The 21,473-nt window shown below is 69.8% G+C and carries 10 protein-coding genes and 1 pseudogene; 5 read left to right on the top strand and 6 right to left on the bottom strand.

The genetic code is table 11. The annotated features are described in order from the left end of the window. Positions 1 to 261: 261 nt before the first annotated feature. From OG780_RS36810 to OG780_RS36800, 3 genes are all read right to left on the bottom strand, one after another. Positions 262 to 1,077 carry an endo alpha-1,4 polygalactosaminidase gene (locus OG780_RS36810; protein ID WP_328455545.1) on the bottom strand — a complete coding sequence of 272 codons (816 nt, stop codon included), beginning with the start codon at positions 1,075 to 1,077 and terminating at the stop codon, positions 262 to 264. Positions 1,078 to 1,377: 300 nt separating this feature from the next. Continuing rightward, on the bottom strand, positions 1,378 to 3,381 hold the full coding sequence (locus OG780_RS36805; RefSeq protein ID WP_328455543.1) for a hypothetical protein: 2,004 nt from the start codon (positions 3,379 to 3,381) through the stop codon (positions 1,378 to 1,380). An 844-nt stretch (positions 3,382 to 4,225) separates the two neighbouring features. Next, complete coding sequence (locus tag OG780_RS36800) at positions 4,226 to 5,059, bottom strand: hypothetical protein (protein ID WP_328455541.1); 834 nt, start codon at positions 5,057 to 5,059, stop codon at positions 4,226 to 4,228. Positions 5,060 to 5,989: 930 nt separating this feature from the next. Here OG780_RS36800 and OG780_RS36795 point away from each other — a divergent pair. Together OG780_RS36795 and OG780_RS36790 are read left to right on the top strand one after the other, a co-directional pair. Then, complete coding sequence (locus OG780_RS36795; protein ID WP_328455539.1) at positions 5,990 to 6,565, top strand: hypothetical protein; 576 nt, start codon at positions 5,990 to 5,992, stop codon at positions 6,563 to 6,565. Positions 6,566 to 7,130: 565 nt separating this feature from the next. Further along, a complete protein-coding gene (locus OG780_RS36790) occupies positions 7,131 to 8,861 on the top strand; it encodes a ricin-type beta-trefoil lectin domain protein (RefSeq protein ID WP_328455537.1) in 1,731 nt (576 codons plus the stop codon). Positions 8,862 to 9,177: 316 nt separating this feature from the next. Here the strand turns inward: OG780_RS36790 and OG780_RS36785 are convergent, their stop codons facing one another. After that, complete coding sequence (locus OG780_RS36785; protein ID WP_328455535.1) at positions 9,178 to 10,992, bottom strand: cellulase family glycosylhydrolase; 1,815 nt, start codon at positions 10,990 to 10,992, stop codon at positions 9,178 to 9,180. Between the two features lie 756 nt (positions 10,993 to 11,748). Between OG780_RS36785 and OG780_RS36780 the strand changes: the two genes are divergently transcribed. Next, positions 11,749 to 13,878 carry a glycoside hydrolase family 6 protein gene (locus tag OG780_RS36780; RefSeq protein WP_328455533.1) on the top strand — a complete coding sequence of 710 codons (2,130 nt, stop codon included), beginning with the start codon at positions 11,749 to 11,751 and terminating at the stop codon, positions 13,876 to 13,878. Positions 13,879 to 14,038: 160 nt separating this feature from the next. Here OG780_RS36780 and OG780_RS44760 read toward each other — a convergent pair whose 3' ends face one another. Next, the gene (locus OG780_RS44760; protein WP_443062344.1) at positions 14,039 to 14,377 is read right to left on the bottom strand and encodes a substrate-binding domain-containing protein; all 339 of its coding nucleotides are present in this window, start codon (positions 14,375 to 14,377) and stop codon (positions 14,039 to 14,041) included. Here OG780_RS44760 and OG780_RS36770 point away from each other — a divergent pair. Continuing rightward, a pseudogene (locus OG780_RS36770) lies at positions 14,318 to 14,531 on the top strand (hypothetical protein); the annotation flags it as partial. The gene OG780_RS44760 and the pseudogene OG780_RS36770 sit on opposite strands and share 60 nt — an antisense overlap. Before the next feature lie 217 nt (positions 14,532 to 14,748). After that, entirely contained in the window at positions 14,749 to 19,851 is a 5,103-nt protein-coding gene (locus OG780_RS36765) for a tetratricopeptide repeat protein (protein WP_328455529.1), read from the top strand. A 23-nt stretch (positions 19,852 to 19,874) separates the two neighbouring features. Here OG780_RS36765 and OG780_RS36760 read toward each other — a convergent pair whose 3' ends face one another. Beyond that, positions 19,875 to 20,330: a hypothetical protein gene (locus tag OG780_RS36760; RefSeq protein WP_328455528.1), complete on the bottom strand. Its 456-nt coding sequence runs from the start codon at positions 20,328 to 20,330 to the stop codon at positions 19,875 to 19,877. Positions 20,331 to 21,473: the final 1,143 nt, after the last annotated feature.

Below are 21,473 nucleotides of genomic sequence, written 5' to 3'. Positions count from 1 at the left end.
GAAGTCCGTACGGCCCTTTACCTGTCGGTCGACTCGGCGAACTGTGCGCAGCAGCAGGTGAATTGACTTACCGATCGGTCCACTGCGACGGGAGGAACCCAGAGGCGCCGCAGGGCGGTCCCGCGGCGCCGTGACGTGTCCCGTCGACGGGACAGTGATGGAACGATCCAGGCGCCCCAGAGCGGAGCCTTGCCGGCCTGCGACGGCGCCCAGCCGCCGCAGGCCGGCAGCCGACTCGACTCGGCCTGCGGTCCAGCAGATCTAGCAGGTCTTGCGCACGTAGCCGCTGCTGCCCGCCGGTTTGACGTCCACGTCTCGCTGGACGATGCTCAGCGTGCCGCCCCATCCGTTGCAGGCCTTCGACCTGCCGGAGTTGGTGTACTCGATCACTATCACGTTGTTTCCGAAGGCGCTGGTGTAGTCGCCGCACTCGTCGTACTGGCCGCACTCCTCGGCCACGGCGAAGTCCAGACCGTTGGCGGTGTGGTTGCCTGCCAGCTCGGGAGTGTTCTTCTGGCCGATGGCCAGGTTGTCCGCGTGGGCGCGGGCCGAGAGCAGCTTGACGAACGCCTGTGCGTTGCCGGCCGTCAGGCGATTCCCGGAACGGGTGTAGCTGTCGTAGTTGTCGGGCTCGATCGCCTGGAAGCCCTTGGTCCTGCAACTGTCGATGAGGCTTCCGATCTTGCCGGCGATCCGCTGCCGCTTGGCGTCGGTGCTGATGTCGAGGAAGGCCTCGCCCCAGTCCTCGTCGTAGACGACCTTGCCGGACGCGTCGCGCAGCAGCAGGTCGGAGTCCCACTCGTTCTCGGCACCCGGCTGTGCCTGGAAGGCGTTGACGTAGCAGATGTTGTACAGGCCTGCCGCCGGGGAGGCAGCGTTGTCCCGGGTGACGACCTTCACCCCGGCCGGCGGGGTGTAGGCACCGCCGATCTGATAGTCGAAGCCGACGTGTGTGGGAGGCAGGGGCACGGATGCGGCCTGCGCGGTGGTCGCCGGGACGACCAGGGCGCCGACCAGCGCTGCCGCGCCGATGACGGTGCCCATGAACTTGCGGGAAGGGGGGCTGAAACGGCTCATGTGGATGAGCTCCCAGGGGGGAGAGGGCACGTCCCCGCCTCGGACGCGTAAGGCCGTCCTGGCGACTTGGGCCGGGCTCGTGGCGCGAGGCCTGCATACCGGCTGGGCGTGTCTCTGAACCGGAGCACGGCTCCGGTGTTGTCCGGGAGTAAAGCGACCGCCTGTAAAGATGTCAACGCCGGGACTCCACGCCGACCAGTTCCCGCGCTTCGCGGCGCGGCTGCACGCCGATCACGTGGCGGGAGTGGCCCGTGGCCGTTGGCTCGGTACCCGCCCCAGCGGGTACCGAGCCGACACCGTTCAGCTGACGTGAACGGTCCAGGTCGTGGAGTACGAGGCCGTCAGGGTGGTACCCGCGGGACGGTAGGCGCGCACGGTGTAGGTGCCCGCGCGGGAGAACATCAGCTTGCCGGCAGCCGTGCCGTCGGAGTTGAGCGTGGCGGCGGTGACAGTGGTCCAGGTGCCGTCGCTCTTCCTGACCTGGAAGTGGATCTTGGTTCCGGCGACGTACGGCGTGCTGGTCGCGTGGTAGGTGACGCTCTTGCCGTGGTGGACACCGGTCGTCGGGCTCTTCACGGTGAGCGTCGCCTTGACGTTGCCCGTCACCGTGGCGCTCGTCGAGGTCGTCCAGGTCAGGTTCTTCGCGGCGGTGACCGCGCGCCAGGTTCCGTTGCGCTTGGCCGTGGTGGTGAAGCGGGCGGTTCCCGTGCTGTCCGTGGCCGCCTTCGCGACGGTGCTCCAGGTCGTACTGCCCTGCGGCCGGAACTGGAGGGAGACCGTGGCTCCGGCCGCGGGCTTGGCACCGGTCTGGGTCACGGTCGCGGTCAGGGCCTGCTTGGCACCGTACGTGGTGAGGGCGGGGCCACTGAGCTTGGTGGTCGTCGCCCCGAGGACGCGCAGCGGCTGTGTGGTGACGGAGGTGTCCCCGAACTGCGAGACCGTGGTCAGGGTGAACTCGTGCATGCCGGGCGTGTCCGCTTTCCAGGTCCCGGACGGCCGCGTGGGGTAGGTACCGGTGCTGATCGTCTTCCCGTCGACGGTCATCTTCCAGGTCTGTGCGCGGCTGACGCCGTCGTCGGCCTTGGTCGTGGCCTCGACCGTCCATGTCTTGCCGGCGACCGGGAACTCGCTGAAGCCGGCGACCCAGCTCGGATCGACTCCGGAGACGATATTGACCGAGGTCTGCGCCGTGCCGTGGGCACCCCGGTTGTCGGTGACGTCGAAGGTGAGCGTGTGCTTGCCGTACGGCAGGACGTTGTCACCGAGACTCGCGTAGAGGCGGTCCGGGTAACCCGCGTAGGTGAAGTCGGTGACCTGGGACGTGGCCAGGAACTTGTCGTCCAGCAGGACCCGGGTGGAGACCGGGTAGGCGTAGTTGAGGTTGCGCGGGAAGGCCTGGGCAAGGCTGCCGGGGTACTTGTAGTTCAGGTGGACCACGGACGGCATGCTGTGGGTCACCGTGTCGATCACCGGTGTGACGGTGAAACCGTGGTCGACGAGGACGTCCGCCCGGACGGGTACACCGGCGCGGCCCTCCTTGTCGAAGGCGACCACGTACTGGGACATCCACAGCGTCGAGTAGACCTTGCTGGTGTCGACGGTTCCTGTCCAGGTCCCGTCGCCGCCCTCGGTCAGCTCGGAGGGCGCGGGCCAGGCCGGGTGGTCGGAGAAGAACTCCACGCGGGAGACACCGCCACCGGTGTCCTCGGCGACGGCCCGCAGCTTCAGTTCACGGTCCGCGGTGAGGCCCACCGGCTTGTTGTCGGTCCACGCGTCGTCGCCCGGCAGATCGGGAAGCGTGACCGTGGGCCGGTCGTTGTCCACGGTGACGTCGGCAGTGGCCGCGGTGGTCGAAGGACGGGCCGTCAGGACCTCGACGCGGATGTCGTTGGCGCCGTCCTCGACAAGGGGTGCGGCGATCGTCTCGGCGCCCGGAAAGGGCCTGGTCGCGGCGGTGTCGAGAGCGGCGTGGAGGGTGCACGACGGCAGGCAGTCGCCGGGAGCGAGGTCGATCCGCCTGCTGACCTCGCCCGTTCCCGCGCCGTACCCGGAAACGCTCACCACGGCGGCGTAGGGCTCGGCGCCCGTGTCGGCGGCGCGCACGGTGAACGTCACGTCGGCGGTCCCCGTCACCGTCCGGTCGGGGTTCTCGGCATGCGCGGCGTCGTAGTCGGACGTGACGCTGTCGATGGTGACAGCGATTGCCGCGTCCGCGGCGTCCGCGGAACCCGGAAGGACCACACCGAGAGCCGCCAGACCGACAGAACCGGCAAGCGCGGTGAGGGAGCGTACGGGTCGTGCCATGTCGTGCGGTCCTTTGTGTTGAACCCGGTAGCTGCGCAGGTCAGCGCGGTTATCGCTACGCGATCGGATGATCGGGAGGTGGAGCGTATATCACCCCCGTAAGCCGTACGCCATCGGCCTGGGCGCGGCCTGCCGGGTGCTCAACCGGAAGCATCTGCTCTCAACGGTGCGGGCTGCGACGCCGGCGATGCCTCCGGTGCGGGGAACGAGTCAGGTCTCCCCTGTCGCGCCCACGACGACGGCCGGACCGCCGGTCGGCATCACTGATCTCGGCCACGGCCGAGGACAACGTCATCAACACGTCACAGGTGTCGGCATGGCCGCGGAACACGATCACCGCGGCGATGACGAAGCGGCTGATGTGGGCGACGAAGACGAGTCACCCCTGGGGCAGTTGAGGGTGCGTCATCACGAGTCTCCTTGCCGGGCGGCTGGTCCTTCGAGGCAACTCTCCCGGAGCGGCTCCGGGCAGGGCTCACAAGGGGAACCACAACTCGCACAGGGGGTTGATGTGCTCGTGGGTGCTCCGCGGCCGGTCGCGCGTGTGGTGCGGCAACCGATGATCATCCGCGTGTGGAAGTCAGCGATCTTGCGGCGGGTGCGAGGTACCGCGTAGACGCTGCCCACTGGCAAGCGATGTGCCGGACCATCTGCACGACGAGGATTCGTGCCGCTGGCCTGCCTGCACCGACCCGATACAGGTCGGCGAAGGCCACTCCTCCAGCCGGACGTGGGGAATCGACGAAATGCGGTGCTTGGAGGTGACGGAATATGCGGGGCGCATGGCCAGTCGGCTGGACGGCATCGGCTCGCACGGGACTCGCAGTGATGCGCCGGAGCCTCACTAGCCGAGCTTTTGCAGCACCTCGGCGATGGTGGTCCGGTACGTCCGCAGCGCCTGCAGTCCGGCGGCGTAGCGGTCGCGGTGGTGTGTGATGTCCACGGCCTGCTTCTGCGCCCGTACGGTGTGCCAGAGCTCGGCCGTATGGTGGCGGCGCTTGCAGGTGACGTCCGCGACGGCGGTGGACCGCTCCCGCTGCGTATGCCGGGTGTTGCCGTTCCCGTCCCGCTTCCAGGTTATGTCCGTGTACGCCGCGACGGGGTCGGGATAGCGCGTGAATCCTTGTTCTGCCACGCAGCGGGACCACACCTCCCAAGCCGAGCGGAGGCGCGGGTCACGCTTGACCGCCTTGTCGACCTCGATCGACCGTGTGGTCGCGTAGAGCCAGTCCCGCTTGAGGTCGATGCCTCGCATCAGCCGCCGGTTCGCCTTGGCGTTGCAGGCGGGAAGCTCCGCATACTCGGCGTTGGTCATCCGGCGGTCCTTCGGCTGGAGGACCAGGGGCCTTGCCGGGTCCCAGCCGTAGCCCCAGCGGCGGGCGGTGGCGAGATCCAGGGCGCCGTAGTCGGTGCCGACTGCGACGGCGACGATGGGATCGCTGGGGTAGCGCGGGTCGAGCGGGAAGTCCGGGTGACCACGTTCCGCCATGCACTGCCGGACCAGTAACGCCAAGGCCCGATGCGATCGCTGGTAGTCCTGCGGCGTGTAGTCGTAGCGGTCGGCAGGCAGGGGGCCGAGGTCCGACGCCGTACGGATGACCTCCGGCCGTCCCGGACCGGAGACGCAGAACGCCGCCAGCACCGCCACGGCACCCAGCCGCCAACCCCGCTTCGTCATGCGAAGAGATGCTAGCGATCGGTGTGCGACGATCGGTCGTGGCCCCCGCCAACTCAGCCACGGACGCCAGGACTTCAAGCGACAGAGAGATCGATCAGACGACACCTGTCGAGCAGTTCTCCAGACCGACGTACCGCGATCCTGGGAGCCGGGTCGCGGCGCCCGGCCCATGCCGCGACTTCGAGCATCCAGGATTCGTCGACGTGCAGGATCACGCGACGGTGCCGGGCTGCGGGTCGGCGTACGGGGCGTCGGGCTGCCGCTCCGAGTCGTCGAGGAAGCTGCCATGCGCGTCGATGAGCCGCTGGGCGACCGCCATGCCTGCGGCGCGGGCACCGGTGGTGTCGTCGGTGACGAGCCGCTCCGATCAGCGGTTGAAGTCCAACTGGTGCCGTAGGCATCAGAATTGTGCGAGGAGCGCACTCGGTTCACGCCAATGTGGCTGATGGCCCCTCCACTTCATTCGCGACGCCGAGCGGCGACCGTGATTCCGAAGAACACGGCGCCGCTCCACGAGCACGGCAGACAGAGGGACGACATCGAATCGGGTCACAGTGGTTGAGCACGACAAAACCCAGCTGATCAGCGTCCGGAGCGACCCTGCCGCGATCAGCCGGCGCGCGCGCCTCTACACTCCGCAGACCTGTTCATCCCGTCGTCATGGATCACGCCGGTGGACGTGCCTCCGTACCGCGACCACGGCCTCCGCCACAGCCGTCGGCGACTACGTCGACACCAAATAGGCAACGAACCGGCAGCGGCCGGTCGCCCACCCTGCGGCCCGGAGCACGGATCTCCCATCAGGCCCGACATACCGAGGATTCACCTTTGATTCGCTACCGGTCGGCGACCGTGTTCCTGACACTCTCGGGGCTGCTGTTCTCGGCATGCACCGACGGCTCGGCTGCGCGACCGAAAACCGGTCGGCAAATGGTCCGCGACCGGCTGGCCGCAGCCGACGACGCCCCCTACTCGGCCGCTCTCGACTCCGTCACCCGGACCGGCACCAGACGTCTGCAACACATGGCCGGACGGATCAACCTCAATACGCCTCTGACGGGGCGCACGACGGATGAGACCGAGCAGTACACCGAAGACGTCGTGATCACCCGGCAGAAGGTGTACCGCCGCGCTTCCGGCTCCCACGGGGTGTGGCAGGAGTTCCCCGCGGCCACGGCCAAGGGCGCCATTCCCGTGGACCGGCTTCCACAGTACGTGCGCCTCATCCTCGAGCGTGGCGGCTCGGTGCACCGCGGGAGCGAGCCCGTCAGGGTCTCCGCTCGCCTCACTCCGAAGGACGTCGAGTCGATCGACGGAGTCAGTGGACGTAATCTGCGATCCGCCACCGCGATCGACACCGACGTATGGGTCGACAAGGAAGGCCGGATCGTGCGCATACGCCAATCCATCCACTTCGCGTCCGACTCCGACTCCGACATTCAGAACACACTCACGCTGACCGATTTCAAGAGCGCCGTTCCGGTGACCGCACCCGTCGCGAAGTAGAGAACGCACGGAGCCGTGTACGTAACGAGCCCTCCCGGGAGCCTGTCTGTCCCTGGCATGCCGGCGGATCGCCTCGGACAGGGCGCCCAGCAGCACGTCGGACCCGGGGAAGACCCGACCAGCCGACCAGGCGGCCGGATCGAAGAGCTCCGGGCCGCTTCGTGGTCGACCCGGTCCCGCTCGCGGGACATGGAGCCTGTCATGACTGCCCCGCATGAACCGCCCCCTCAGAACAGAACCAGGGCCATCGGTTCCTCCAAGTCGAGGTCCGTCGAACAGCCTTGACTGCATTGGTCCGGTCCAATAACGTCGCCCCGCACAGAACTCCACACGGCTCAACACCCGCCAGCCGTCACCTGCGCTGATGGTGTGTCCGCCGGCCGAGGGACGGGAGTCCGGCCGCCCGCAGTGGGCCTGCCTGTCCACGGCAGCCCAGGTGCCGGTCCTCGCCTGTTCGCCGTCATCCAGATCCCCAAGTGCGCGTGCACTGCTCACCGTTGATGGAGATCGCCGGGGCGGCGTAGCGGACAAACACGATCACGCCTTTCCTTCGAAGGTCGGACATATGCAATTATCCCCTGCAAGACCACGGCGCCGCGGATGGAAGAGGGCGCTGACCCTGATTCCCGTCGTCGTGGTGACGGTGGCGGCCACCGTCACCGGGACGCTGAACGCCGAAGCGGCAGTGCCCCCGACGCCGTCGGGCTTCACGCTCACCTGGAGCGACGACTTCAACGGCGCGTCCGGCACCGGCATCGACCAGAACCTGTGGAAGTACGACACCGGGCCGGGCAGCAACTTCGGCACCGGTGAGATCGAGACCATGACCAACAGCACCTCGAACGTCTATTACGACGGCCAGGGGCATCTGGTTCTCCAAGCGCTGCATTCCGGTTCCGACCCTCGGGGCGGATGGACCTCCGGGCGCGTGGAGACCCAGTCGGCGGCCTTCGGCGCCCCGGCCGGCGGAGTCGTACGTATCGAGTCCGTCCTCCAGCAGCCCAACGTCACCACCGCCAACGGGGCGGGCTACTGGCCGGCGTTCTGGATGCTCGGCGCGCCGCTGCGCGACGGTGTGACCTGGCCGAAGTCCGGCGAGATCGACATCATGGAGGACATCAACGGCCGCAGCTCCGTTTTCAGCACCCTCCACTGCGGCGTGAACCCGGGCGGGCCCTGCAACGAGTCGACCGGCATCGGCTCGGGTGAACGCGCCTGCGCCGGCTGCCAGACCGGCTTCCACGACTACGCGGCGGAGATCGACCGCTCGGTGTCGCCGGAGCAGATCAGGTTCTACCTCGACGGGAACAACTTCTTCACCGTCAGCGCCAACCAGGTGGACGCGACGACCTGGGCCGACGCGGTCGACCACCCCTTCTTCATCATCTACGACCTGGCGATCGGCGGAGGCTTCCCGGACGCCTTCGGTGGGGGCCCGAACGCGTCGACGGTCTCCGGCGGCAAGCTGGTCGTCGACTCCGTGGCCGTCTACAACAAGGGGTCTGGCTCCGGAGGTGGCGGCGGCGGTTCGTCGACCGGCCAGACGATCACCGGACCAGGCGGCAAGTGTGTCGATGTGGCGGGTGACGACACCGGTGGTGACGGCACCGCGGTCCAGCTGTGGGACTGCCAGTCGGCGGCCAAGGACCAGCACTGGACCTGGAGCGGCCAGACCCTCCAGACCCTCGGCAAATGCCTGGACATCGCCGGCGGCAACAGCGCCGCGGGTACGAAGTTGCAGCTCGCCACGTGCAACAGCGGCGGCTACCAGGCATGGGTGCGGCAGACCGACGGTTCGCTGAGGAACCCGGCCAGCGGCCGGTGCATCGACTCGCCGTCGGGTGCCACCGCGAACGGCACACGCCTCCAGATCTGGGACTGCAACAGCTCCGGCGCCCAGAACTTCGCCATCGGTACCCCGATCTACGGACCGGGCGGCAAGTGCGTGGACGTGGCGGGCGACGACACCGGCGGCGACGGGACCGCGGTCCAGCTGTGGGACTGCCAGCAGGCGACCTCGCTCGACCAGAAGTGGACGTGGAACGGTCAGACCCTGCGCACGCTGGGCAAGTGCCTGGACATCGCCGGCGGTGTCAACACCGCAGGCACAAAGCTCCAGTTGGCCGCCTGCAACGGCGGTGCCTACCAGAACTGGGTCGCCAACGCCGATGGCTCGATGTCCAACCCGGCCAGCGGCCGGTGCATCGACTCACCGTCGGGTGCCACCGCGAACGGCACACGCCTCCAGATCTGGGACTGCAACAGCTCCGGCGCCCAGAAGTTCGCCCTGGCATGAGAGGGAGGAGGCTCACTGCCCCGGCAGTGAGCCTCCTCTTTCCCCGTCCCGGACAGAACCTCGCACTGGTGCCGGATACGAGTCGCAAGCCCATCAGGGGTTGACCCACCACACTTTCCGACGGGTCACTCTGTGGTGTGTGGGGTGGGTTCTCTCGCCGTGCGGCGGATGCGAGACGGTGCTGTCCGTCCCGAAGGCGGGGAGGACGTCCGTCCCGCTTCGTCCGCGTGCCGCCGCACGGCGAGGCTCACCATGTCCTCTGCCGCACCGTACGGCGTGTGCTGCGGTCCGGCCGAGACAGGCCCGGACAATCTCCCTAGCCGGCCCGGCAGTTCAGGACCGGCGTACCGGCGCCACCCGGCGCCGCACCGAACCCGAAGCCGGTGGAGGCGCCGGCCGCGATGACGCCGTTGTGGTCGGCGTTGTTCGCGGTCACCGTCCTGCCCACCTGGCTGTAGGAGGCGTTCCACATCGATGAAATGGTCTGGCTGCCCGGCCACTCCCAGGTGACCTGCCACGACTTGGTCGCCGAGGAGCCCGTGTTGGTGACCGTGATGTCGGCGTTGAATCCACTGCCCCAGTCGCTGCTCACCTTGTAGGCGGCGCTGCATCCGCTGGAGCCGCCCCCGATGCCGGCGGTCGTCGCGGTGACCGACGCGGACGCCGCGGAGGTGTTGCCGGCCGCGTCGCGAGCCCGCACGGTGTAGTCGTAGCGGGTCCCCGCGGTGAGGCCCGTGTCGGTGAAGGACGTACCGGTGGCCTCACCGGCCTTGGCGGTACCGCGATAGACGTCGTAACCGGTCACCCCGGTGTCGTCGGCGGAGGCCTTCCACGACAGGGACACACTCGACGCGGTGGTACCGATCACGGCCAGTCCGGTCGGTGCCGAGGGCGCGGTCGTATCTCCGCCTCCCCCGCCTCCGGTGAAGCCCGGGGCCTTGATGGCTGCCAGGTAGCCGTCCTTCACGGTGTCCACGGTCTGCCAGTCGTCCTTGAGGATGCCTCCCGTGTCGCCGGAGTTCGGATTCCACGACCAGAAGGTCCAGTTGAAGCTGTCGGCCCCGTACGTGTTCGTGGGGCGCAGGTAGTCGACGAGCGCCGCGAGCCACTTCTGGTCGACCGTCGACTGCAGGGTGGTGCCGAACTCGCCGAGCCAGACGGGGGCGATGTTCTGCTTGAAGATGTAGCCCCAGTACTTGTCCCAGATGCCCGGCATGTTCGCCGGGAACGACGGGTCGCTGAACCACGGTTGCTGCGCGACGCTGGTGGCGTAGTCGTGGGCCGAGTAGACCAGGCGGTTGGCGACACTCAGCCGCACCGGCGCGGTGGCGACCCCGGCGAGATTGCCGCCCCACCAGGTGCCCTGACCGTTCACCGTCTGGACGCCCTCGACGAAGATCAGCAGGCTGGGGTTGACGGACAGGACCGCGTCGCCGGCCCGTTCCGCCGCGAGCCGCCAGTCGGTGCCCGTGTCCCCGCAGCCCCAACAGGCCGGATCGTGCGGCTCGTTGTGCAGGTCGATGCCGATCACGGCGGTGTTGCCCTGGTAGCGCCCTGCCAGGGCCTTGAGGTCGGCGATCCAGGTCGCCTCGGGGACGGCGGAGGTGTACCAGAGCGCCGACTGGGCCGAGGAGTCGGGCCGATGACGGTCGAGTACGACCTTGAGGCCGATCGAGCCCGCGTAGCCGACGATCTTGTCCATCACCTGGAGCGAGCTGAGACCTTGCAGGTCGGAGTTCAGACCGTTGGCGTACGTGATGCCGTTGGGCTGGGTGCCCTTGAAGATGTCGTCGCTGTAGGGCAGGCGGATGGTGTTGTAGCCCAGGGACTTCATCTGGTCGACCATCGACTTGTAGTCGCGCGACCAGAGGCCGTGCGCAACGTAGTTGGACGTCTCGAACCCGAACCAGTTGATGCCTGCCATGCGCACCGGCTGGTTCTGCGCGTCGAGGATCCGGCGGCCCTCGGTGTGCCAGTATCCGGCGCCGGACGCGGCTGCCGCGGACGACGGGGACGAGGCGGCGGCCGCCTGCGCGGGCGCGGCCACCGTGAACGGAACGAGAGCCGCGAGGACCGCGGTGAGGAGCGCGACCAGGGCGCGCCTGACGCGGAATGAGGGTGGGTGACGCATGGTGTGGGGGTCCTCTCCGGGTGGGAGCGCTCCCATTCTTGGGCGCACGTCTCCGGGCGGGCAGGCGGATGGGCATCCGGCATGGCGGCTCCCGCGGACCGGCAGGAGTGTCCCGCTCCCGACGGCCGGCTCGTCGAAGCCGGACTGCGCACATGGAAGCCACTAAGCGTGTTCGCGTCAATACCTCACGCGCCGATCGTGCCCCTCGGCGGAGTTGTCGACCGCGGGCACGCCCCGTTCGGACCACGCCCGCGCACCACTGCGGCCATGCAGGGCGTGCCCCGCTTTCCCAATTCTCCGCGGGACGCTTCCCAGGTCTCCCATGCCTTCGCGCCCGCTGCAACCCGGCTCGCACCCGCGCGGCCCGCGGGCAAGTCGGGCCACGGAGCCGATAAATGACGGATCGTCAGCAGGGGATCTTTCGCACGAGTGTTGACATCCACAGGTCGAACGCCGCACCTTGGGAGCGCTCCCACCTTCACCCCCATGTCCCCGCCGTCACATCAGTGACCGGGCACCGTCCACGCGCGCCGGCCAGATGCCGGGGCCACGTCCGGACGACGCAGCGGCACGCTCATGTTCGGCGGCCCTCCAGCTCCAGCTTGCGCGACGCACGCGGTCGCACCTTCGTCATGCCTGAACGCAACGCCCGTCCGGCGGAGTTCCGTCCGGTGTGCCCGAGCCGCGGCACACCCGGTGGCCGCCGGCGATCCCGCACGCCGACCGTACCCGCCTGCTCTCCCCAGGAGATGGCCGATGCCTTCCCGTAGACCCGACTCCACCGTGCGCCGAAGCGGACCGAAGCGGACCGCCGCTCTGGCCGTCGGTGCCCTTCTCGGAGCCCTGTCCGTCGCCGCCCTTCCGACCACCGCGACCGCGGCGGCCAAACTCGACAATCCCTACGTCGGCGCGAAGGCCTACGTGAATCCCGACTGGTCGGCCAAGGCCGCGGCCGAGCCGGGCGGTTCGGCCATCTCCGACCAGCCCACCTTCGTCTGGCTGGACCGGATGGCCGCGATCCAGGGCACCGCCGACGCCCGTGGTCTGAAGGCGCACCTCGACGCGGCCAAGGCGCAGGGCGCCAACCTCGTCCAGTTGGTCATCTACGACCTGCCGGGCCGGGACTGCGCGGCCCTCGCCTCCAACGGCGAACTCGGCCCCGACGACCTGGCCACCTACCAGAGCAGTTACATCGACCCGATCGCGGCGATCCTCGCCGACCCGGCCTACGCGAGCCTGCGGATAGTCAACCTCATCGAGCCCGACTCGCTGCCCAACCTCGTGACCAACGCGGGCGGCACCGCCGGCTCCACGACCCAGTGCGCCACCATGAAGGCGAACGGCAACTACGAGAAGGGCGTCGGTTACGCCCTCCACAAGCTCGGCGCTCTGCCCAACGCCTACAACTACATCGACGCCGGCCACCACGGCTGGCTCGGCTGGGACAGCAACCTCACGCCGTCGGCCCAGGAGTTCAAGAAGGCCGCCACCACCAACGGCGCCACCGTGAACGACGTGACGGGCTTCATCGTCAACACCGCCAACTACTCCGCCACCAAAGAGCCGTACGTGAAGGTGACGGACACGGTCAACGGGCAGACGGTACGCCAGTCGAAGTGGATCGACTGGAACCAGTACGACGACGAGAGCTCGTACGCGCAGGGCCTGCGCACCGCGCTCGTCGCGCAGGGCTTCGACGCCGGCATCGGCATGCTCATCGACACCTCGCGCAACGGCTGGGGCGGTTCGGCCCGGCCGACCGGTCCCGGCCCGACGACCAGCGTCGACGCCTACGTGGACGGCGGTCGCATCGACCGGCGCATCCACGCCGGAAACTGGTGCAACCAGAGCGGGGCGGGTCTCGGCGAGCGCCCGGCGACCGCACCCGACACCGGAATCGACGCCTACGTGTGGGCCAAGCCGCCGGGTGAGTCCGACGGGGCCAGCCAGGCCGTCGACAACGACGAGGGCAAGGGCTTCGACCGGATGTGCGACCCCACGTACACGGGGAACGGGCGTAACGGGAACAACCTCACCGGAGCACTGGCCAACTCCCCGCTCGCCGGGCACTGGTTCTCCGCCCAGTTCCGCCAGCTGCTCGCCAACGCCAACCCGCCCTTGAGCGGATCGGGTGGCGGCGGTGACACGCAGGCCCCGACCGTTCCCGGCGGTCTCACGGTCAGCTCCACGACGAGCAACAGCGCCACCCTGAGCTGGAGCGCGTCCACGGACAACACCGCGGTCACCGGATACGACGTCTACCGCGACGGCACCAAGGTCGGCAGCGCCACCACCACGTCCTACACCGACAGCGGGCTCGCCGCCTCCAGCACCTACACGTACACCGTCAAGGCCAAGGACGCGGCCGGCAACGTCTCGGCCTCGTCCACCGCGGTGTCCGCCACCACCAAGGCATCGGGCGGAGGAGGAGGCACCTCGGGCCTCAAGGCGCAGTACAAGAACAACGACTCCTCCACCGGTGACAACGGGATCAGGCCCGGCCTCAAGCTCCTCAACAGCGGTTCCGCCGCGGTCGACCTGTCCAAGGTGACCATCCGCTACTGGTTCACCGGGGAGTCCACCTCCGCCGGCTACCAGACCTTCTGCGACTGGGCGCAGCTCGGCTGCTCCACGGTGAAGACTTCGGTGAGCGCCGTTTCCCCGAGCCGCACGGGCGCGGACCACTACCTGGAGGTGGGCTTCACCTCCGGTTCGCTGGCGGCCGGAGCGGACAGCGGTGATCTGCAGCTGCGCATGGCCAAGTCGGACTGGTCGAACTTCGACGAGTCGAACGACTACAGCCGGGGCGCCGGCACCTCCTACGCGGACGCGGCGAAGGTGACCGTGTACGTGTCGGGCACCCTCGTCTGGGGCACCGAGCCGTAGAGCGGGCGGAACGGACAGGGGCCGGGGCGGTGACGCTCCGGCCCTGCGCCGTCCGTGCAGGACGCCGCCGCTCCTCCGTCCGGGCGCAATGCGGCGGTGCTGTCGCGGACGGCCGGCTGCGTGTCGAGTTCGACGCGCGGCAGGTCGGTCCTCCCGTCGATCAGACGCAGCAGTGTCCGGGCGGCCGTGGCCTGAAGGCGCTGACGCCCGGTGGCGAGGGGGTGGGGTCGCTCCACCGGGCGATCGGAACGTCGTCGAAGCCGACGACGCTGATGTCGTGCGGAACGCGCAGTCCCCGTTCGCACAGTGCCGTGTACCCGCCGAACGCCCGGAGGTCGGAGGAAGTGGCGCACATGGCCTCCCCTGACCGCGCGGCAGCATCGAGACGTAGAGGCACGGCCGCTCCTGCGCGCCTGGGAGGCGTACCGAAGCTCGCCTGAAGGACCAGGCCGCCGAACGGAGGAAGAAGGGCAGCCGGGGCGGCCGCCCCACGCGCCACGACGCCGGTCTGTACAAGGAGCCGAACACCGTCGAGCGCCTGATCACGAGCTGAAAGCCTGGCGGGCATCGCGACTCGATACGACAAGACACCCGAGAGCTACCTCGCCGGCCTCCACCTCCGCGCCTCCATCATCTGGATCAACACCCTCTAAAGACAGCCGGCTGATCACAACATCACACAGGCCCTGGCGCACGTCCCCGAGCTCGTCGATCAGCGCGGCTGGGACGAACGAAGTGTCCCGGACGGGGAAGACCGGGCCAGTTCCGTAGATCAGCACCCATATCCCATCGGCGGTCTCGAGCAAGGGCTGATACGGACTCCTGCCATTTTTTCCTGCAAGGGAGGGATCCGGCCACGACACTGGACCGGTGAACGAGCAAGCAGACACACGCGAGAACGAACGGCAGGCGACTCTCGGCGAGTTAGCCGAGGGACTGCGCGTCCTCAAGTTGGACGACCTGTCCGCTGAGGCCCCTCACACCCTCAACTTCCACGGCAAGACCGTGTACGTGACCGGGGAGCGGGCTACGGTCAACGTGACCGAAAAGCCCGCAGAAGTCAGCTGGCCGCTCACGCTCGGACCGATTCCCGGCCCGGACTCGGCGGACCAGCTGCGCCCGGAGGTGGGGCAGCGCCTGACCGACGCGCTCGCGGAGCATCGGTCCGTCCTGCTCAGCGGGCCCGGAGGGGTCGGCAAGTCGCAGGCGGCCGCAGCCCACGCGCACCGGGCGGTGGACAGCGGCGCCAGCCGGTTCGTACTGTGGGCGGACGCCACCGACGGCCCATCTCTGACCGCCTCGTACGCCAAGGCCGCGCAGCGGCTGCTCCTGCCCAAGCTCCCGGCCCGCGATCTCGACCGGCAGGCCGAGTCGTTCCTGGACTGGTTCCGCACCCCCGGACCCTCCGCCCTGGTTGTCCTGGACAACCTCGCCGATCCGTCCTCCCTCGCCGACCGCCTGCCGCACAGCACCGCCGACGGCCGCCGGGTCATCGCGACCAGCCGACTGCGTGGGGCCTCTGCCGGTGGACTGTTCGGCACCGTGGTACCGGTCGGGACCTTCGAACCGGCCGATTCGCTCGCCTTCCTGCGCAAGCGCATCCTCGTCTCCGAGGTGGCCTACTTGGCGGACGAGAAGCGCACGGCACAGCTGTCCGAGCTTGCCGAGGAGCTCGGACACCTCCCGCTCGCCCTCGGGTACGCCGCAGCCGCCATGATCACCAACGAACTGACCGCCGACGAGTACCTGTGCGGGCTGCGCGAACGGGCTGACAGCCTGGACGAAGTGTTGCCCCCGGATCCGGGCGCCCGCAGCTTAGGAGTCGCCGCGGCGCTCCTGCTTTCCCTGGCTGCGGCCCAGGAATGCCGCCCTCATGGTGCCGCCATGCCTGCCCTGTGCCTCGCGGCCTGCTACGACCCCGTAGGTCACCCCGAACGCCTGTGGCAGGCACCGGTGGTCCGGGACCTGCTGATCGGCCAGGGGGCCGAGGACTGGCCGGGCCTAGGCAGACGGGGCGTCGGTGATGCCGCGCTGCGGGTCCTGCACGAGTACGGACTCCTCACCCACAGCCGGCGGGCCGAGCCGCGCGCCGTGCAGATGCACGCCCTCACCGCCCGCGCGGCCCGCGACACCCTCCGCCCCGACCAACTCACCACCTGGGCCGCCTGCGCGGCCACCGCCCTGCTCGACCTGTGGCCCGAACATGACTACACCGACGCCGAGTTGGAGGACACCCTGCGGGCGAACGCGCGCCGCCTGCACGCCAACCTCGGGGAACGGCTCTACTCCGTCCCGGACGGTCCCCGGCTGCTCACCCGATACGCCCACAGTTCCGCCTCCGCCGGGCTGCTGCGCGACGCAGTGGGCATCTGGGAGGCGCACGCCGAGACCACCGAGCGTCTGCTCGGCGCGGACGCGCCCGAGACCGTCGCGGCCCTCACCGGCCGGGCCGAGACCCTGGTCGTCACCGGCGACCATGCCGAAGGACTGGCCCTCGCCCAGGACGCCGCCGAACGGGCGGCGCGCACCGCCGGCGAGGACTCGGAACCGCACCTGAGCGCGTGCCTGGTCGTGGTCGAGGCCCACAACGCGGCTGGCCGCTACTCGACGGCCGCGTCGCTGGCCGATGCACTGGTCGGTGACGCGGTGTCCGGGCTCGGCCCGGGCCACGCGGTCACCCTCGCCGCTCGACTCGCCGCGGCGGACGCCGAACGGCTCTGCGGCCGACCGGAGGCGGCAGCCGCGTACGAGCAGGCGGTCCTGGACCAGTCCGGTGCCTTGGAAGGCCTCGGCACGAACGGCGATCTGCAGGTGGCGGGAGCGGTGCTGATCACCCGGTTGATGCGGACCGGGGACGCCCAGGCCGCCCACGCGGGGGCCACGCGGCTCCTGGCGCGCCGTGAGGCGCTGCACGGCCCCGGCCATCCCACGACCGCCGATACCCGGTTCGTGGTGGCGGTGACCGCCCTGCTGACCGGGCGTGGCGACGAGGCGCTGGAGCGGGCCACCGGTGCGGCCGACGCCTTGTCGGCAGCCCTGGGCGAGGAACACCCGGCGACGCTGGATGCCCGGATGCTCGCCGCCTCGGCGCTGGTCGTGCTCGGCCGCCCGGCCGAGGCGGCCGCCGTCGGGGCGGCTGTGCTCGCCACCGCGGTCACCTCCCTGGGGGAGGACCATCCGATCGCGCTGCGCTGCGCCGCCGCGCTCGCCGGGGCGCTGACCGCCGCTGGGCGCCTCGACGAGGCCCGGCCGCTGCTGGAACGCATCGAGGCACTGCGTACGAAGGTCCTGGGCGCGGCCCACCCGGACACCCGCGCCTCGCGGGTCAGCCTTGCCGCAGCCAGGAAGTCCGACGGCCGGCTGGCCGAGGCGGAGGCGATGCTGCGGGAGGTGTACGACACGGAGGTGGCACAGCGCGGTGAGGAGCACCCGGAGACCCTGACCGTCCGACAGAACCTGGCGATGGTCCAGTCGGTGCTGGGCCACGCCACCGAGGCCGCGGCCGGCCTGGCCGAGGTCGTCCGTCGGCGGTCCGACCTGCTGGGCGAGGAACACCCCGACACCCTGATCGCCCGCCAGTCCCTCGCGGCCGTCTGGGCGAGCAGCGGCCGTCTGCGGGACAGCCTCAACGAGAACCGTGCCGTCCTGCGGATCCAGGCCCGTACCCACGGCCTCTCCCACCCCAGCACGCTGAACAGCCGGATCAACGCGGCCCTCGCCCTCCAGGGCTGCGGGCACACCGCCCAAGCCGTGGAGGAGGTTCGTACGGTCGCCGCCGACGCGACCGAGGTACTCGGAGAAGACCACCCGATCACCCTGACCGCACTGGCGAACCTCACTGACGGGCTGTCCAGGCTCGGCCTGCATGACGAGGCCCTCGACCTGGCCCGCTCCCTCGCGGACCGGGTGGCATCGAGGCCGCCCGCCGATCCTGTGGTGCTGTCGATGGGCACTGGGCTCGCCCGACGTCTGAGGGACGCCGGCCGTGTCGCCGAGGCGATCACCGTCCAGGAACAGTTGCTCGCCGACGCCGAAGCCGCCTTCGGCACCGACCATCCGATCGTCCTGCGAGCCCGCAGCGGCCTGAGCAGCATGCTGGTGGCGACGGGAGACTTCTCGAGGGCGGTCGAGCTCGCCCGGACGACCCTGGCGGCAATCGTGGAGCGTTACGGGGAGGACCACAAGGAGAGCCTGACGGCCGCGGTCAACTTCGGTGCCGCCCTCCACGAGGCTGGGCAGGGCGAGCAGTCGGCCGCAGTGACCCGGGCCGTCGCGGAGACGGAGGAACGACTGCACGGCGCGTCGGCGCCCGCCACGCTCACCGCACGGGGAAACCTGGCGGTCGCCCTGGCCCGGTGCGGCCGCACCGCCGAGGCGATCGAGATCGGCCAGGACGTGCTCGCCCGCCGCACGGAACTGAGCGGTCCCGGCTCCCCGGACACGCTCGACGCCAAAGCGAACCTCTCGACCTCGTTGCGCAACGCCGGGCAGTTCGACCAGGCTCTCGCGCTGGGCCGGGAGGTGGCCGAAGCGCGACGGAAGCTGCTGGGACCGGAACACCCGGACACCCTCAGCGCCGAGCTCAACCTCGCGGCGTACCTGTGGGACGCGGACCGGGTGGACGAGGCGGTCGCCGTGGAGCGGCGCGTCCTCGAAGTGCGCGAAACGGCCCTCGGCCCCGGGCATCCCGACACCCGACTGACCCGCAACAACCTCGCTCACAGCCTTGCCGCCCTCGGTGACAGCCGGGCCGCCGCCGAGCTGCACGGCCGCAACGCCGAGCTCGCCGCCCATCTGCTCGGCCCCGACCATCCGTCCGTCCTGGAAAGCCGTTGCGCCCGGGCCCGCGAGCTAGGCTCGACTGGCCGACACACCGAGGCGCTGACGGAACTCGAGGACGTGGTGGCCGGGGCCGAGACGGCTGCCGTGGACGCCGAGGACCGCTCCGGCTTCCGGCTGTACCTCGCCCTCGCCTACGACGAGGCAGGCCGGGGTGTCGAGGCGCTGGAGCTGATGCGGCAGGTCGCGTCGGAACGCGTCGAGCGTATCGGGGCGGAACACCGGGACACCCTCGCCGCCCGCACCAACGTCGCAACATTGCTCGGGAAACTCGGCCGGGCCGAAGAGGCACTGACCCTCCAGCAGGAACTGCTCGACACCCGCGAGCGGCTGTGGGGAGCGGACCATCCCGACAGCCGGTCCGCCCGCGCGGACCTGGCCGCAGCCATCTTCCGGGCAGGCCGGTTCGCGGCGGCTGTGGCACTCCTGGAACCGGTCGAGGCCGCGCGGCTCAGCGCGCTCGGACCCGACGACCCCCGCGTGCTCCTACTGACAGGCAACCTCGCCGGCATGCGCTCTCGCGCGGGCCTCCCCAAGTCGGCCGTCCCCGCTGAGGAGGACGTGTTGGCCCGCCGCGAACATCTCTACGGGGCACAGCACCCCGACACGCTGTGGGCCCGGAGCAACCTCGCCTCCAGCCTCCGACGGGCCGGACGCACCACCGAAGCAGTCCGGCATGCCCGACAGGCCCACCAGGACGCGCTCGCCGTCCTCGACGCCGGCCACCCGATCACGCAGCGGATCGCCGGTGTCCTCGCCGAAGCCCTGCTGGCCGACGCTCGTCCCGACGAGGCGGCCGAACTCGCCCGCTCCGTATGGTTCGCCGCCGTAGCGGCAGACGCCCCCGGGCACCCGACCGCCGTGCAGGCATGCACAGTCCTGGCCCGGATCGCGCTTGCCGCCGGAAACCCCGCCCAGACGGTCGCGTTGGCGGCCATCGCGCTCACCGCGGCGGTGGACACCATCGGCGCGAACCACCCTGACGCACTGATCCTCCGTCACCTCTCTGCTGTGGCGGCGAACGGCGCGCGGCCGGACGCAGAGGTGGACCAGGCGCTCGCCGCGCTGGCCGCCGCAGTCGGCACACGGCATCCGGACCACGTCGAGGCGGCCCGGCTCAGCGGCGAACGCTGAACCGGGCTCCGGTCAGGGAGATCTCACATCTGGATGTGCACCTCCGCGTCCGAGCCACTGTTCACCACGGCCTTGCCGAAGAAGGTGTTGGCAGTGTGCGTCGTGTCGTTCGAGAACGTGCTGCGGGTCACCGACATCTGCGTGACCAACGATGTTTCGCCCCGTGCCTCACGCACCGCGTTCGCGAGCTGTTCCAGGAGTTCCTGGACACTCGGATCGGCACGCAGCGCCTCCGTGATCGCCAGTTCCAGACCCTCACGAACCTCTGGGGCCAGCACCGGCAGCACCTGCCCTGCCTCGACCTCGGCCAGCTCGGCGGCCGGCTCCCCGCGCAACTTCGCCATCACGGCGTTGTGAGCCCGGTCGCCGAGTTCGTCGATGGTCCCGTCGACGATCCCGTCCGCCTTGCCACCCACCCGCTGCGCCTTGCGGACCGCCCACGCGAACACCATGGCCGCCGCGACTTCGACTCCGGTCATTCAACTGCCTCCGAACAAGGGGTCAAAGAGTCATCGGATATCCGGATTGTCAGGAACTTAGCCGCTCGACGCCGCCTGCGGGCCGATTCCGATGGTTTCAATGGGGATGCCTGGTGCCAGGTATGCAGATCTCCAAGGAGGTGCGGAACGCGCTGGGTGACGGGCGCCCCGTGGTGGCGCCGAGGTCGGCGATCAGCGCGCGGGCCGCCCCAGGCGCGCAATCCGACGTCGGCGGAGCTGGCGGTGCTGGTGCCGGGTGGGCTTCTCAGCACCGTCTTCCACCACACCCTGACCCTCGTCCTGGACGGGTCCGGCGTGGAGGTCGGGCAGTACCACCTGCCGGACGGCCCGCTCACCCTGGTCGACAAGCGGGTGCGCGCCGAGGCACAAACACGATCCACGCAGGCCCCCGGGCATCGAGGTGCCGATGCTAGCCGCCGCCGGGCCCCTTCACGGGACGCCGCTCCGGTCGACGTCCCGGCCAGAAAGCACTTCAAGCCACATTGCCGGGCGCCCGATTCCGGGCTGCGCCACGGCAGTTCGAGAATCCTTTCTTCATGCTTCGCCCCAGGTCATCGGCCCGCAGCAGTGCGGACGGACCTGGAGACACCGCCGGGTCGGATTGTCCGGATCACGGCGCCCTCCCCCGCTGATTGTCGGTGGCGTGGGCGAGGGTGCCATTCGCAGAGCACACCCGCACCTCGCCGAAGGAGACCAGTGCCGTCGACGCCGTCACGCAATCCCCCGCTCGGGCTACGACCGCTCCGCTGTCCCCTTGACGAGTGAATCGAACGGGCAGGTGCCTCGCGCCTGGGCCGACAGTACTTGCCCTCCCCGCCCGGCATCGAACTTGCACTCGACCAGTCGCCCGGTGCTGCCCGTATCCGCCCCTTGATCAGGGACGTTGTGCTGGTGCTCCGCTCATTCCCCGCTACCGAGGAGAATCCGTGAATCCCGTCCGCGTGCTTACCGCCCTTCACCCCGTGTTCGAGAATCCCCCCGCTCAGGTCGCCCGGGCCACCGCGTTCCGGCGTCCCGTCGACGTGCGTCGCGCCCTGTTCGCCCGCGCATCACGACCGTCATCGGGGTGGGCGGCATGAGCGAGCCCAGTGATGCATCAGCCGACAGCGTCCCGGGGCCGCG

The organism is Streptomyces sp. NBC_00386, assembly GCF_036063235.1.
GTDB lineage: Bacteria > Actinomycetota > Actinomycetes > Streptomycetales > Streptomycetaceae > Streptomyces.
Note: the sequence above shows the minus strand (reverse complement) of the source record. Positions and strands in the feature narration are given on the sequence as shown.

Excerpts from the sequence above, each read along its gene's own strand:
- OG780_RS36810 (WP_328455545.1), bottom strand. The coding sequence starts at position 1,077 with ATGAGCCGTTTCAGCCCCCCTTCCCGCAAGTTCATGGGCACCGTCATC.
- OG780_RS36805 (WP_328455543.1), bottom strand. The coding sequence starts at position 3,381 with ATGGCACGACCCGTACGCTCCCTCACCGCGCTTGCCGGTTCTGTCGGT.
- OG780_RS36800 (WP_328455541.1), bottom strand. The coding sequence starts at position 5,059 with ATGACGAAGCGGGGTTGGCGGCTGGGTGCCGTGGCGGTGCTGGCGGCG.
- OG780_RS36795 (WP_328455539.1), top strand. The coding sequence starts at position 5,990 with ATGGTCCGCGACCGGCTGGCCGCAGCCGACGACGCCCCCTACTCGGCC.
- OG780_RS36790 (WP_328455537.1), top strand. The coding sequence starts at position 7,131 with ATGCAATTATCCCCTGCAAGACCACGGCGCCGCGGATGGAAGAGGGCG.
- OG780_RS36785 (WP_328455535.1), bottom strand. The coding sequence starts at position 10,992 with ATGCGTCACCCACCCTCATTCCGCGTCAGGCGCGCCCTGGTCGCGCTC.
- OG780_RS36780 (WP_328455533.1), top strand. The coding sequence starts at position 11,749 with ATGCCTTCCCGTAGACCCGACTCCACCGTGCGCCGAAGCGGACCGAAG.
- OG780_RS36760 (WP_328455528.1), bottom strand. The coding sequence starts at position 20,330 with ATGACCGGAGTCGAAGTCGCGGCGGCCATGGTGTTCGCGTGGGCGGTC.